The organism is Mesorhizobium sp. NZP2298 (assembly GCF_013170825.1).
Classification (GTDB): domain Bacteria; phylum Pseudomonadota; class Alphaproteobacteria; order Rhizobiales; family Rhizobiaceae; genus Mesorhizobium.
Window position 1 is genome coordinate 7323625 of the sequence record NZ_CP033365.1, and the last position, 13192, is coordinate 7336816.

Consider the following 13192-nt stretch of genomic DNA (forward strand, 5'->3'; position numbering starts at 1 on the left):
GTCACTTCTTGTTGCGTGAGAGCTTGCCGAGCAGACTGCCCAGGCCAACCTTCTTTTTTGTCCTGATCTCGCTGCGGCCGGTCAACACATGAGCAATCTCATTGATCATGGCCACAACCGGATTCTTGGCATCCATCTCGCCGAGCATGCGCCCATTGTTGGCTGCATTGCCAAAAAGCAACGGGTCAAAGCCGATGACCGACATCGGCGTCAGGCCGAGCGGCTCGGCGAAATCGGACGGCGAGATTTCCGGCCGCTTGGGGACGCCGGCCTGGTTGATGATGAGCTTCGGCGGCGGGTCGTTGGGACGAAGCCGCTTCAGCATGTCGACCAGGTTCTTGGTGTTGCGCAGATTGGCCAGTTCCGGCGTCGCCGTGATGACGATCTCGTCGGCCTTGACCAGCGTGTTCTTTGCCCAGCCCGTCCAGACATGGGGAACGTCCAGCACCAATAGCGGCACACTGCGCTGAGCGGTATCGACAAGCTGCGCGAAGGCATCGGGATCGAAGTCGTAGACGCGTTCCAGCGTCGAGGGCGCCGCGAGCAGCGACAGGTGCTCCGCGCACTGGGTCAGCAGCCGGTCGAGATAGACTTCGTCGATGCGTTCGGGCGAAAACACCGCTTCGGCGATGCCCTGTGCCGGATCCTGGTCGAAATTGATATTGGCCGTGCCGAAGGCGAGGTCGAGGTCGGCAACGACGACCTCGGACTTGAACAAGGAGGACATTGCCCAGGCTACATTGTGGGCGATGGTGGAAGAGCCGACGCCGCCCTTGGCACCGACAAAGGCCATCGAACGGCCGAGTGGCTCGGCCTCAGGGTCGACGAAAATCGACGACACGACACTGACGATGTCGGCCATCGACACCGGCGCGATGACATATTCGGAGATGCCGGAGCGGATCAGCTCGCGATAGAGACCGACGTCGTTGTAATGGCCGATAACCACCACTTTCGAGGATGGATCGCAGTGTTCCGAGAGCTGGGCGAGCTGCTCCAGCAATTGCTTGGGTTCGCTGCGTGACTCCAGCAGGATCAGGTTCGGCGTCGGTGCCGACTGATAGAATTCGATGGCGGTGGGAACACCGCCCATATGGACCTTGAGATGCGCCTTGGTCATGCGGCGATCCTCGCCGGCGCGCTCGACCGGATTGGCAACGCCCTCGGTCTCGCAGAATGCCTGGATCGAGATGCGGGGGACCGGCCGCAAGGCCTGCATCGCGGCGATGTCCTGCGGTGAGGTGTCACCGCCGTCCACGGTGGCGTCATAGGCAAGGTTGCTCATGGTCATGCTCTTTCCGTGGCCTGTTCTTTCCGTGTCTTCTCTTTCCCAAGGGCGGCTTAGTAGGTCACTTCCGAATTGCCGAGGAATTCATCCGAAATGCCCCTGTTGCGGTAGACATCGATCACCGCGCCACGATTTTCCGCGTCGATAGTGGTCTGCTTGCGCGGTCCGAGCAGGTCGGACGGGTTCGCAACCTGGGCGGCGAGATTGTTCTGATAGGAGCAGCCAAAGTCGGCATAATGCTTGTTCTCCGACGTCTCCGCCAGATCGTCGGGCCAGCGTCCGCATTTGTCGGTCTGGGCTCTCACCGCGATATAGGAGACGCGAACCGGGGCCGATGTCTCGCTCGATCCAGCCTGATAGGAAACCACGACGATCCGGTTGCGCTTGACGCCGCTGGCGACCGCCAGCCGGGCGAAATCGCGGCCGGCCGCCGACGCGGCGACCTGATTGGCTGATCCGCTGGGGATCTGGATCGTCAATGTCGGAGCGGCACTCTTGTCATAGCCGTCGAGGAAACCGAGCAGCGTGTCGCGCTGCGAACCGGTCATGCCACGGTCGCCGGCGCCGACAGGAAGATCGATCTTCTGGTTCTTCTCCGCGATCACGATCGGATGGTTGGTGCGATAGTCGTCCGGAATGGCACCCACGGTGATGCTGTCGCGCTGGGCGCAACCGGCCAGCAAGGCCGTTGCCGCCGCCGCCAGGATCGAGAGCGCCCGCAGGCTGGCCCGTGAACGGCCGGTGCGCATCGTCGTGGCGATGCTCCTTGTGTTCAACGCTGACTGAGACATGTCCGCTTCCCCATTCACTTGTAGATAAAGCCGACAACGCCGTGATACCGGCCGTTGGGCTTGTCGGTCTGCATGGTGCCGTAGACGCGATTGACCTTGCCAAGGAACATGCCGGCGCCGTCGCTCGGAGGGTTGAAATTGTCGTCCGGCTTGGCGAGATCGTTGCGGGCTACCGGCTTCGTCAGATAGGGCGTGATGATGATGACGAGCTCACTTTCGTTGCGCACGAAGTCCCTGCTACGGAAGAGCGCCCCAAGCACGGGAATCTTCGTCAGTCCCGGCAAGCCGTTCACGGCCTGCCTGACATCGTCGCGAACCAGGCCGGCGATCATCATGGAGCCGCCCGAGGGCAGTTCGACTGTCGTATCGGCAAGGCGCTTGCGCAGCGACAGGATATTCGTGCCGGGGCTCGTCACGCCATTGGAAAGCGACACGGATCCTTCGGTCGTCGGCTCCGAAACCGAGGTTCTGACCTTCAGGCTGATACGGCCGGGAGACAGCACGACCGGCTGGAATTCCAGGCCGATGCCATACTCGATCTTTTCGATGTTATAGGTTGTCAGGCCAGTCTGGTTGTCGGTGGATACGTTCTGGGAGACGCCGGACACCATGTTGTATTCGCCACCGACCTTGAAGGTCGCCTTCTCGCCGGATACGGCGGTCAAGGTCGGCTCAGCCAGCGTCTTCATGACCCCGGACTCCTCCATGGCGTTGATATAGGCCATCAGTGCCGAGTTGCCGATGCTGAAGCCCGAATGCGACAGCTGCTTGCCCAATCCCGTGAAATTGTCGCTGATCGCACCGTAGCTGATGCCATTGCTGCCGCCATTGCCGATCATGTTGACGCCGAGCTGTTTCATCACGGACCGGCTGACTTCGGCGACGGTCACTTTCAGCGTGACCTGGTCGTCACCGATGATCTGCAGGAGATTGACGATCTTCGAGACGCGTCGTTCCTGGTCGGGGTTGTTGATGTCGACACCGCTCTGGGCCGAGCCGCCGGCCGCGGTCTGCGAATACTGACCCGTCGTCGCTTCACCGCCCGAGACGAAGATCGTCGCCAGGTCGACCGCGCGCTTCGCATCCAGCGGCGTATCGACCGTTCCGGTCAAGACGACGTTGTCGTTCAGCAGTTCCACCTTGACGGCCGAGGTCGGAAGGAAGCGCTTGATATAGCCTTCCAGGCCGGCAACGTCGCGTTCGACGGCCAGATCCAGGCTGGCGATCTGTTCGCCGTTCGGACCGAAGACGAAGATGTTGGTCTCGCCGACCGACTTGCCGAACAGGTAGATCCGCCTTGCGGTGCGGGTCACCGCATCGGCGACGCTCGGGTTGGCGACAAGAATGTCGTAGGCATCGCTCGGCAGGTCTATGACCACCGATTTGTTGAGGCCCAGCTTGACGCGCTGCGTGGCTGTCGTAGCCGTCACCTGCGTACTCTTGGCCTCGACAACGCCCTGCACATTCGTCCCGACGAGCAGCAGGCCGAATGCCGCGGCTGCGATTGCCGGCAGTTTACCGCTTAGCCTCATTTCCTTGCCCCTACTTCGGAAACTTCACCCGACTTGATCAATCTCACCGTTCCCTTGCGGCCATTGCCGGAAACGAGATAGTCGGCCTCGTCCACATTCTTTTCCTGGGTGTCCGTGATCGCCCGCAGCGCCAGGGTCAGGCGATCGGCCATCTGCTGGGCAACAGTGATGATCTCCGCCTGTTTGGGCGTGAGCTCCAGCGTGGCGGTCTGGCCGACCCTGGTCTTCTTGCCCTCCTCGTCCTCCTGGATGGTCTGGTCGATTGCCAGGACGCGGATATTCTTGAGGATGGTTTCAGTGTTGAAACCGGTGCTGCCGCTGTTTGCATCCGCCCTTCGCGTCATGATGACGTCGACAAAATCGTTTGGAAGGATGAAGCCGCCTGCCGAAGTGTCGGCCGATATGGCGGTGGCGACCGCCCGCATCCCGGAAGGCAGGATGGACGACATGAAGCTCTGCCCCTCGCCGATCAGCTTGGAACGCCGCACGGGCTCACCCGCGTACATCGGCACACGGGCGATCGATCCCTTCAACTTGTCCAGGGCGTCGGGAGCGGTTGCCTTGGTGATGAAATTCGCGTTGACGCCGTCGGCCGGCCAGGATTGCCAGGAGATGTTGTTCTGGAGCGCGTTGCCCATCGCGACATCGCCCGAGAGCACGAGCACGTCCTGCAGGGGTACGGCAGGAGCCTGGGGACCCGAGTCGACGACGATCTGGGGCGGCGGCGCGGCGACCATGTTCTTTGCGACATAGCCAGCGCCACCTGCCGCGGCCACCGCCACGCTCAGAATAATCAGTCGGGATGCTGGCATCTGTCCGAACCCTCGCCCTTGGCAAACCACCTAGCCAAGCCGGACTTTGCAGCGGCAATCGTCAAAACAAGGTTAATGCAATGCTTACGATCGTGATTAATTTAAGGTTTACATAAATTAGCTGGATCGCCTCGCCACGGATGCAAAAGAGGGTCATGGCCGCCGGCGCTCCAAAGCCGGTCGGGCAAGCCGATCAAGGTGACGGAATTCAGATCGCGTTCAGCTCGCCAGCCTTGCCAGCGCCCATACCATCAAGGGCGAATCCGGATAGGTCAGCAGTCCGCCCAGGCCAAGCGCGATCCCATAGGGAACCCCGGTCGTGTCATCCGCGAAATGACGCAGGAATGGATTGCGACCGGTAATAACCGCCAGCGGCGATTTCCGATAGACGAGAATGGCAAGCGTCAGCAGGCCGCCGATAAATGTCGAGACGACCAGGTATTCGACAAGATGAACGTTCAACCCCATCCACACGGCCGTGGCGGCGAGCAGCTTGGCATCGCCTCCACCCATGCCACCCATTGCGAACAGGCCGAACGTCACGGCAAGGACCAGGGCGCCGGCGGCGAAATGCCAACCATAGGCCGCCCATTCCATACCCGTCAGTGGCGCAACCAGCGCAAAGACGGCGACAAGCAGCACCGACACGCGATTGGCAATCGTCATCGACAGCATGTCGGAGATCGCGGCAAACAGCATGCAGAACGGAAAGACGACGAAGATCAGGGCCTCAAGCATCGGCGCTCATGCCTATTGTCAGAATTCCAAGGGGCTCAATCTAGGCTCGTTCGATTAACGATTGATGAGGCCCGCAACGAAAAGATGGCTGGTATTGGCAGTGACATGGACGAACAAAATAAAACAGGGGCCGCCATGTGGCGGCCCCTGTTTGGAACGCTATCGGAGCGTTCAACAATAAGCAGATCAGCTGCCGCTGCCAGCGCCGTTCAGGGTGCTTCCGATGGAAGTGAACTTGGCGTTGATCGCATTGCCGAGTGCGCCGGCGCCGGTGATGATGGCGAGCGCGATGAGAGCGGCGATCAGACCATACTCGATAGCGGTCGCGCCGGATTCGTCCTTCACGAAACGTGCAAAAAGATTAGACATTCGAGAGCTCCTACTCCACGTGTTACAGCACTTCCGTCAACTTCTGTGATGGTTGATCGGATGCTGCCAATCTAGGGAGAAGCTCTTTCGATCGGCTTAATAAACAGCCTTACCGATTCCTTTCCCGGCTCGAACGGAGTGCTTGGTTAACTCCATGCTAAGCGCCGGCTAAAGTACCGTTCCCCAAGCCAACGCCGCAAAAGGCAAGGACTTGAGGAATCTTGCGACCCAGAGCGGATCGACCATGCGAGCAGCCGTACCGATCGCCATATCCGGCGCCAGCAAGCCGACTTAACCGTTGGTTCACCAATCTCGTTCATGTTCCGTTGAACAGTTTGCTTGCTTGGAGCGCCTCGATGGCCGTGCAGAGATCCTCAATCCTGATTGCCGTGCTTCTTGCCGCCACGGGCCTGATCACGCCAGCCAGAGCCGGCGCCGATATAGAAGTCACCATGAATCAGGCCAAGATCGTGAAACTGTCGCGCCCCGCCGACACGATCGTCGTCGGCAACCCGGCAATCGCCGATGCCTCCGTCCAGGACGCCTCGACGATCGTGCTCACCGGCAAGGGTTTCGGTGTCACCAACCTCGTCGTTCTCGACCAGGACGGCAGCCCGATCGTCGACGCACAGGTTACCGTCGTGCGGCAGGCAGCCTCGTCGGTTCGCATCTACCGGCGTGCCGAGGTCCAGACCATGTCTTGCACACCCTATTGCGAGAGCTCCTACAAGAGCGAGGCCGAAAAATCCTCCGAAGCCGAAATGAACGTCAGCAGATAGGCTGCACGGCCCTGGCGGCCGTCCAGGTTACCGGCCAGTTAAGACGCCCTCGCCGACTTTAACGATCATCCAAACCGGACTTCAATTGGTTTGCGTTAGTACACCTGCCAGGACCGTCCAGGGATGGCAGGAACAGGGCATGCGCAACGGATTCGGCTCGACAGTTCGGCACAAGATGGAGCGCGCCAGGTCTTTCAGGCGCTTCGTTCGCGACCGGCGTGGCAGCACGGCGCTGGAATTCGCGCTGCTCGCATTGCCGTTCGCCCTCCTTGTGTTCGCCATCCTTGAAAGCTGCATCTCGTTTGCCGGCCAGGAGGTGATGGCCAACATCACCGACGATGTCGCGCGCCAGTTGCGCACGGGCCAGTTGAAGCCGGCCGATGTCGCGGGAACCAAATTGACGACCCTGATCTGCGGCAGATTGCAGATCATCGTCTCCACGGATTGTCCCGACCAGTTGCTCGTCGACCTCCGCCAATATTCGACTTTCGCCGACGCGGCCCTGGCGAGCTTCAAGATCGCTGGCGGCAAAGTCGTTCTGATGCAAGGCACCACCCAGCAGGATTTCGCGAACTCGCCAGGTCCGGCGGAATCGAGAAACATGCTGCGGGTCTTCTACGCATGGCCTGTGGTGACCGATCTGATGGCCAAGTCGATGGCCAATCTGAGCGGTGGCAGGACGCTGCATTTTGCGTCGATCACCTGGCAGAACGAACCGTTCGACAATTGAGTTCGAAGACGCCAACAAGAAAAAAGGCAATGCCATGATGCGTGCGGGGGCACATCTGAGATTTGCGGGAGCCTGGGGAAAGCTGGTTCGATTCTCGTCCAATCGCAAGGGCGTGGCGGCGGTCGAATTCGCCCTTATCGTGCCTATCCTGCTGGTCATGTACTTCATGACCATGGAGGCTTCGCAGGCCATCGAGACCAGCAAGAAGGTCAGCCGCATCGGCAGCATGGTTGCCGACCTCGTCACGCAGCAGCCGACCATCGTCAAGGCGGATCTCGACGCCATCATGAAAATCGGCACCTCGACCATCCAGCCCTACAACCGCTCGACGCCGAACATCACCATCACCGCGATACAGGTCACCACCGATACGCCGCCCCAGGTGAACGTGGTGTGGTCGCGCAAGGTGCTCAATGGCGTCAATAGCGTTGGCGCCACCGCAGGCACGGCCACTACGGTTCCGGCAACGCTCAGGGTCGCCGGCACCTTCCTCATTCGTGTCGAGAGCAATCTGGCCTATACGCCGATTATCGGCTGGACGACGGACACCCAACAAAAGCTTGGACTGACCAGATCCCTTACCACGACGATCCCGATGGGCGAGACCTACTACCTGCGCCCACGCAGGAGCCTGACGATCCCCTGCAGCGATTGCTGAAGGTTTTTACCGCTGGCCACCATCGGCCGACACAAAGCGCACGATGGCTTGTGCCGTCGCATAGTCTTTCGGGGCCACGGTCAGAAAGCCGCCGGAGTGTTTCGATTCCAGGAGATCGTAGACATCCGGCGTCGTCGATTTGAGGTTGGTGAGGAAGACGGTCAGCCTGCGCTTGGCTTCCGGGTCGAGATCGCTGCGTACGGCATGGGGACCGTATCTCAGCAAGCCCGACGTCCACACGACCTGAAATGCCGACGGCGAAAGCCCGGCCTCTTCCAACCTTGCCTGCGTGCCGTCAGACAACAATGGCTGGCCGTCGGCCGTCGCCGTCACCCAGCCGAACAAAGCGTCAGCCTGGCCATCGAAGAGCATTTTTTCCGCCGCGGACGCTGAATCGGCATGGAGCAGAAACGGTGAATCTTCGGTGATCTTGACGTGTTCGGCGGCCAATCCCGCCAGCGGCAAAAGCGAACCTCCGACGCTGTCCGGCGGCGGCATGGCGATCCGGTGCGTCTCCATCGCCGCCAGGTCGGGCAGTTTGCCGTCCCTGGTCAGCAGCACGGAGCGGATGCCGGCCGCGCCGTCGGAATCGACCGGAGCCACAAGCGGCTCGATGCATCCACAACGCTGCAGCGCCGTCGCGTAGGCCGTCGCCGAATAGATGGCATATTCGATCCGGGCATTGGCCTGAGCCTCGATCAGTGCCGCATAATCGCGCGCGACGACAAACTCCACCTTCATGCCAAGCGCATTGGTAAAGGATTGCGTCAGCAGCGCCAGGCCCGGGACGGTGTTGCCGGCGCCAGGCTCGGCGACGATACCGATGCGAAACGTGCCAATATCATCGCGCCAGTCGGCTCGCGCCGGACCACACCAAAGCGCCCCGTGCACGGCCACAAGGGCAGCGCATGCCTTCCGCGCGGCATTCATGACAAGGCCGTCCTGCGTTTTCTTCGATCCATATCCATGCCCGCTGCGCGCGACACTTTACATCCTGGATTGTGCCTGTCGTTGCCCCAAAACCGCTGCGCACTTTTGGGCGACATGGACTCTTAGGTTTGCTTATGTCGTTGCCCCAAAACCGCTGCGCACTTTTGGGCGACATGGACTGGACTATCGCGCCAAGCCGTTGCCGTTTGGTTTCCGAATTGCCAATGCCGCCGTGGAACCCTATGTCTGGGCGTCCAAACTGGCGATAATGACCCGATGGCGCGTGCTTTCCTTTTTGTCCTGGATTCTTTCGGCATCGGCGGCGCGGCCGACGCCGAACGCTATGGCGACGCCGGCGCCAACACGCTCGCGCACATCGCCGAAGCTTGCGCCGAAGGGCGCGCGGATCGCGAGCGGCTTCGGCAAGGGCCGCTGTTTGTCCCTCACATGGCATCGCTCGGGCTCGGCAAGGCAGCCGAGACGGCGACAGGATTGGCTTTTGCCCATTTCGGGACGGATCTGCTCGCCAATGCCTTCCATGGCGCGGCGCAGGAGGTTTCGAGCGGCAAGGACACTCCGTCCGGTCACTGGGAGATCGCGGGCCTGCCGGTGCGTTTCGATTGGGGATACTTCCCGGATACGGTTCCAGCCTTTCCGGCTGATCTGACCGCTGCGATGATCCGCGAGGGCGAGGTTTCAGGCATTCTCGGCAACTGCCATGCGCCGGGCACCGAAATCATCGAACGGTTCGGCGAGGAGCACATCCGCACCGGCAAGCCGATCTGCTACACCTCCGTCGACTCGGTCCTGCAGATCGCCGCGCATGAAGTCCATTTCGGGTTGGAGCGGCTTTATGAATTTTGCCAGGTCGTGCGCCGTCTGGTTGATCCGCTCAGAATCGGGCGCGTGATCGCACGGCCGTTCGTCGGTGAAACCGCCGCGACCTTCGAACGGACGTACAACCGCCGCGACTATGCCGTGCCGCCGCCGGAGCCGACCTTGCTCGACCGGCTGACCGCACGGGGGAGCCGCGTCATCGCCGTCGGCAAGATCGGCGACATCTTCGCCCATCGCGGGATTTCGGAAGTGCGCAAGGCCGCCGGCAACATGGCCATGTTCGACAAGGCGCTCGGCGCGATGGACGATGCCGGCGGCGGCGATCTCGTTTTCGCCAATTTCGTCGATTTCGACACCGAATTCGGTCATCGCCGCGATGTCGCCGGCTATGCCGCCGCGCTCGAGGCCTTCGACCGGCGGCTGCCGGAGGCACTCGAAAGGCTGCGGCAGGACGACCTACTCATCCTGACGGCAGACCACGGCAATGATCCGACCTGGCGAGGGACCGACCATACGCGTGAACGCATACCGGTGATCGGCACGGGACCCGGTCTGAGGGGTGGCGACATCGGACTGAGAACAACATTCGCCGATATCGGCGAGACCGTCGCCGAACACCTCGGGCTGGCGCCCGGCCGCCACGGCACTTCTTTCCATGCGATGATTGGCGGCCATGCCTGAATTGCCCGAAGTCGAAACGGTCCGGCGCGGCCTGCAGCCTGTCCTGGAAGGTGCCCGTCTGGCCAGGGTCGAGGCGCGGCGGCCGGATCTCCGGTTTCCCTTTCCCGAACGGTTTTCCGAACGGCTGACCGGCAGGACGATCACGGCGCTCGGCCGCCGGGCCAAATATCTGACCATGCATGTGCAGGACGGCCCGCTGCTGATCTGCCATCTCGGCATGTCGGGTTCGTTTCGTATCGAGGCCGACGATGACAGCGACACACTAGGCGCGTTCCACCACGAACGCTCGAAAAGCACGGTGCACGACCATGTCGTGTTCCATGTGGTCTCCGCCGCCGGTGCCCCGTCGCGCGTAATCTTCAACGACCCGCGCCGCTTCGGCTTCATGCTGTTTGCGGAAGGATCGCCGGAGACGCATCCGATGCTGGCCGGGCTGGGCGTCGAGCCCACGGGCAATACGCTGGACGGCGTGCTGCTCGCCTCGTTGCTGAAAGGCCGCAGATCGCCGCTCAAGGCAGCTCTTCTCGACCAGAGGCTGATCGCGGGCCTTGGCAATATCTATGTCTCGGAGGCGCTTTGGCGTGCCGGCCTGTCGCCCTTGCGCGAGGCGGGCACCATCGCCAAGCCGGGCAAGAAGGCCAGGGAACAAAGCGAACGCCTGGCCGAGGCGATCCGCTCGGTCATATCCGATGCCATCGCCGCCGGAGGGTCGTCGCTGCGCGACTATGTGCACACCGACGGATCGCTGGGCTACTTCCAGCACTCCTTCGCCGTCTACGACCGCGAGGGGCAGCCCTGCCCGAAACCCGGCTGCGGTGGTCACATCGAGCGTATCGTGCAGAGCGGACGCTCGACCTTCTATTGCCGGACGTGTCAGAGCTGAGTTAGTGAACGGTTTTCGTGGGAAGGCGCATGGCTTTCCCTTGAGAAGGCTTCAAAACAAAGAGATAGACCGGATCGCGAGGAGAAGCAGCCATGGCCTATGAAACGATCATCACCGAGACGCGCGGCAAGGTCGGACTGATCACGCTGAACCGGCCGAAGGCGCTCAATGCGCTGAATTCCCAGATCCTTGCCGAACTCGTCTCAGCAGTGAACGGTTTCGGCGCCGACCCCGGCATTGGCGCCATGGTTATTACCGGCTCCGACAAGGCCTTTGCCGCCGGTGCCGACATCAAGGAGATGCAGGCGATCTCCTATGTGGACGCCTACAGCCAGGACTTCTTCGTCGGATGGGAAGAGTTCACGCGGGCGCGCAAGCCGATCATTGCGGCGGTGGCCGGCTATGCCCTGGGTGGCGGGTGCGAACTGGCGATGATGTGCGATTTCATCATTGCCGCCGACACGGCCAAATTCGGCCAGCCCGAAATCACGCTCGGTGTCATTCCTGGCATGGGCGGGTCGCAACGCCTGACCCGGTTCGTCGGCAAGTCGAAGGCGATGGACATGTGCCTGACCGGACGGATGATGGATGCAGCGGAAGCCGAACGCTCAGGCCTGGTGTCGCGGGTCGTGCCTGCCGGCGAACTCGTCGAGGAGGCCATCAAGGCGGCGGCCAAGATCGCCGATTTCTCGCTGCCGTCAGTGATGATGGCGAAGGAAGCCGTCAACCGCTCCTATGAGACGACGCTGGCAGAGGGATTGCGGTTCGAACGCCGCCTGTTCCATTCGCTTTTCGCGCTCGAAGACCAGAAGGAAGGCATGGCGGCTTTCGCCGAAAAGCGGAAGCCGAATTTCACCAATCGGTAAAGCCTTGCCGGCCGACGATCGAAACCCTGGGGCGGCGACCAAAAAGAACGCCGGGCAGCGTTGACGCGCCGGAAAAGCTGAACTATAAGCCGCACCAACCGAGGCGGCCCCGTGGCTGCCCGTTTGTTTTTTGCGCCCTGCGGCATGCCGCGTGCGCCGACCAGATCAGAAGAGAGGCATCATGGCCAACACATCCTCGGCCAAAAAGGCAACGCGCAAGATCGTCCGCCGCGCAGCGATCAACAAGAACCGCCGCTCGCGCGTGCGCACCTATGTCCGCCAGGTCGAGGAAGCACTCGCTTCCGGCGACAAGGCTGCCGCACAGGCCGCCTTCAAGGCTGCCGAACCGGAATTGATGCGCGCCGCGACCAAGGGCGTCATCCACAAGAACACCGCGTCCCGCAAGGTGTCGCGCCTGGCCCAGCGCCTCAAGGTATTGTCTGCCTGACATCGCCTTTTCAGACTGATCTTCTTTAAAACCCGGCCAGTCGCGCCGGGTTTTTTCGTTTGCCGGCAAGCACTTAAAAAGAATACTCGGAAATGGCGGTCAAAGCGGATTCCAAGCTTCGAAATGCTTTGCCGGCACATGCATGCCCACTGATGGTTGGCACGCCTGAAAAGCATCCGCTTAAGAACTCTTAATTCTCAAAAATAAGCGCTATTTTTCAAATAGTTATCTGTGGTCATCCACAGCTTGTCCACAGCGCCCCGGGGAGGTGGGAGGACAACTGGCTGTCAAGCAAATTATTTCAGAATATTTCGCGCCGGCCCGTCTTTTTCATATTCGCCGGAAAAGGGTTTGAATCACAATGGCTTTGTCAAAATACACCGCCGTGGCATGGCGCTCCAACGCGCCCGAGGTAACCAGATTCCTTAAAAATCCGTTAGACGTGGCCTTGCCCTATCCACAGCGATTTCGGTAATGTCGATCTATCGAAAGGGACGGGCCTCTGGCCCTTAACCAGCCTGACGCGGCCAGCTTAAATTGGCGGGATTTGCGACGCGGATCAAGTCCGCGGATAGGTTTGGTTTGCTCTTTTTCGATACGGTAGGGGACTGGCGTAACTAGACATGGCAGGTCGATGGCGCGCCGGCGTTTTCGCCGGGCGGCGTTGTATTGCCCTGACATACCCAACGCGGACTGGCTTCCATGGGCCGGCACCGGTTCCCTGAGACAATGGGCGATGTTCACTGCCAGCGGCGGCAGCGGACGTCGTAGCAAAGCGCAGTCGCTGGAAGAAGGATGCAGGAGGCGCATCCCCGGCGGAAAAACAGGTACAAAAACAAGGAACTCGATC

Annotated in this window: 14 protein-coding genes; 7 read left to right on the plus strand and 7 right to left on the minus strand. The window is 61.1% G+C overall.

Going from position 1 to position 13192, the window contains the following annotated elements; translation table 11 throughout:
* Nucleotide 1 precedes the first annotated feature (1 nt).
* From EB231_RS34870 to EB231_RS34895, 6 genes are all read right to left on the minus strand, one after another.
* The gene (locus EB231_RS34870; protein WP_172352750.1) at nt 2–1291 is read right to left on the minus strand and encodes an AAA family ATPase; all 1290 of its coding nucleotides are present in this window, start codon (nt 1289–1291) and stop codon (nt 2–4) included.
* Between the two features lie 50 nt (nt 1292–1341).
* Nucleotides 1342–2079 (minus strand): CpaD family pilus assembly protein, encoded by a 738-nt coding sequence (locus EB231_RS34875; protein ID WP_172352751.1) that lies wholly within the window; start codon nt 2077–2079, stop codon nt 1342–1344.
* Nucleotides 2080–2093: 14 nt separating this feature from the next.
* The gene (locus EB231_RS34880) at nt 2094–3611 is read right to left on the minus strand and encodes a type II and III secretion system protein family protein (protein WP_172352752.1); all 1518 of its coding nucleotides are present in this window, start codon (nt 3609–3611) and stop codon (nt 2094–2096) included.
* On the minus strand, nt 3608–4423 hold the full coding sequence (cpaB, locus tag EB231_RS34885; RefSeq protein ID WP_172352753.1) for a Flp pilus assembly protein CpaB: 816 nt from the start codon (nt 4421–4423) through the stop codon (nt 3608–3610). The genes EB231_RS34880 and cpaB overlap by 4 nt, the downstream gene beginning before the upstream one ends.
* Nucleotides 4424–4642: 219 nt before the next feature.
* Nucleotides 4643–5161: an A24 family peptidase gene (locus EB231_RS34890; RefSeq protein ID WP_056569971.1), complete on the minus strand. Its 519-nt coding sequence runs from the start codon at nt 5159–5161 to the stop codon at nt 4643–4645.
* Between the two features lie 186 nt (nt 5162–5347).
* The gene (locus EB231_RS34895) at nt 5348–5530 is read right to left on the minus strand and encodes a Flp family type IVb pilin (protein WP_172352754.1); all 183 of its coding nucleotides are present in this window, start codon (nt 5528–5530) and stop codon (nt 5348–5350) included.
* 356 nt (nt 5531–5886) lie between these two features.
* Between EB231_RS34895 and EB231_RS34900 the strand changes: the two genes are divergently transcribed.
* From EB231_RS34900 to EB231_RS34910, 3 genes are all read left to right on the plus strand, one after another.
* Nucleotides 5887–6309 (plus strand): pilus assembly protein N-terminal domain-containing protein, encoded by a 423-nt coding sequence (locus EB231_RS34900; RefSeq protein WP_172352755.1) that lies wholly within the window; start codon nt 5887–5889, stop codon nt 6307–6309.
* A 139-nt stretch (nt 6310–6448) separates the two neighbouring features.
* Entirely contained in the window at nt 6449–7039 is a 591-nt protein-coding gene (locus EB231_RS34905) for a TadE/TadG family type IV pilus assembly protein (protein ID WP_172352756.1), read from the plus strand.
* A gap of 34 nt (nt 7040–7073) precedes the next feature.
* A complete protein-coding gene (locus EB231_RS34910) occupies nt 7074–7697 on the plus strand; it encodes a TadE/TadG family type IV pilus assembly protein (RefSeq protein ID WP_172352757.1) in 624 nt (207 codons plus the stop codon).
* A 6-nt stretch (nt 7698–7703) separates the two neighbouring features.
* Here EB231_RS34910 and EB231_RS34915 read toward each other — a convergent pair whose 3' ends face one another.
* Nucleotides 7704–8627, minus strand: a complete 924-nt coding sequence (locus EB231_RS34915) for a phosphate/phosphite/phosphonate ABC transporter substrate-binding protein (protein WP_172352758.1) — start codon at nt 8625–8627, stop codon at nt 7704–7706.
* Between the two features lie 276 nt (nt 8628–8903).
* Here EB231_RS34915 and EB231_RS34920 point away from each other — a divergent pair, with 276 nt between their 5' ends.
* From EB231_RS34920 to rpsT, 4 genes are all read left to right on the plus strand, one after another.
* On the plus strand, nt 8904–10145 hold the full coding sequence (locus tag EB231_RS34920; RefSeq protein ID WP_172352759.1) for a phosphopentomutase: 1242 nt from the start codon (nt 8904–8906) through the stop codon (nt 10143–10145).
* Nucleotides 10138–11028 carry a bifunctional DNA-formamidopyrimidine glycosylase/DNA-(apurinic or apyrimidinic site) lyase gene (gene mutM, locus EB231_RS34925; protein ID WP_172352760.1) on the plus strand — a complete coding sequence of 297 codons (891 nt, stop codon included), beginning with the start codon at nt 10138–10140 and terminating at the stop codon, nt 11026–11028. The genes EB231_RS34920 and mutM overlap by 8 nt, the downstream gene beginning before the upstream one ends.
* Nucleotides 11029–11120: 92 nt before the next feature.
* On the plus strand, nt 11121–11894 hold the full coding sequence (locus EB231_RS34930; protein ID WP_172352761.1) for an enoyl-CoA hydratase: 774 nt from the start codon (nt 11121–11123) through the stop codon (nt 11892–11894).
* Between the two features lie 181 nt (nt 11895–12075).
* Complete coding sequence (gene rpsT / locus EB231_RS34935) at nt 12076–12342, plus strand: 30S ribosomal protein S20 (RefSeq protein WP_056569958.1); 267 nt, start codon at nt 12076–12078, stop codon at nt 12340–12342.
* Nucleotides 12343–13192 lie beyond the last annotated feature (850 nt).

Bases quoted from the DNA above. Each gene is read 5' to 3' on its own strand.
- EB231_RS34870 (WP_172352750.1), bottom strand. From the start codon at position 1,291: ATGACCATGAGCAACCTTGCCTATGACGCCACCGTGGACGGCGGTGAC.
- EB231_RS34875 (WP_172352751.1), bottom strand. From the start codon at position 2,079: ATGTCTCAGTCAGCGTTGAACACAAGGAGCATCGCCACGACGATGCGC.
- EB231_RS34880 (WP_172352752.1), bottom strand. From the start codon at position 3,611: ATGAGGCTAAGCGGTAAACTGCCGGCAATCGCAGCCGCGGCATTCGGC.
- cpaB (WP_172352753.1), bottom strand. From the start codon at position 4,423: ATGCCAGCATCCCGACTGATTATTCTGAGCGTGGCGGTGGCCGCGGCA.
- EB231_RS34890 (WP_056569971.1), bottom strand. From the start codon at position 5,161: ATGCTTGAGGCCCTGATCTTCGTCGTCTTTCCGTTCTGCATGCTGTTT.
- EB231_RS34895 (WP_172352754.1), bottom strand. From the start codon at position 5,530: ATGTCTAATCTTTTTGCACGTTTCGTGAAGGACGAATCCGGCGCGACC.
- EB231_RS34900 (WP_172352755.1), top strand. From the start codon at position 5,887: ATGGCCGTGCAGAGATCCTCAATCCTGATTGCCGTGCTTCTTGCCGCC.
- EB231_RS34905 (WP_172352756.1), top strand. From the start codon at position 6,449: ATGCGCAACGGATTCGGCTCGACAGTTCGGCACAAGATGGAGCGCGCC.
- EB231_RS34910 (WP_172352757.1), top strand. From the start codon at position 7,074: ATGATGCGTGCGGGGGCACATCTGAGATTTGCGGGAGCCTGGGGAAAG.
- EB231_RS34915 (WP_172352758.1), bottom strand. From the start codon at position 8,627: ATGAATGCCGCGCGGAAGGCATGCGCTGCCCTTGTGGCCGTGCACGGG.
- EB231_RS34920 (WP_172352759.1), top strand. From the start codon at position 8,904: ATGGCGCGTGCTTTCCTTTTTGTCCTGGATTCTTTCGGCATCGGCGGC.
- mutM (WP_172352760.1), top strand. From the start codon at position 10,138: ATGCCTGAATTGCCCGAAGTCGAAACGGTCCGGCGCGGCCTGCAGCCT.
- EB231_RS34930 (WP_172352761.1), top strand. From the start codon at position 11,121: ATGGCCTATGAAACGATCATCACCGAGACGCGCGGCAAGGTCGGACTG.
- rpsT (WP_056569958.1), top strand. From the start codon at position 12,076: ATGGCCAACACATCCTCGGCCAAAAAGGCAACGCGCAAGATCGTCCGC.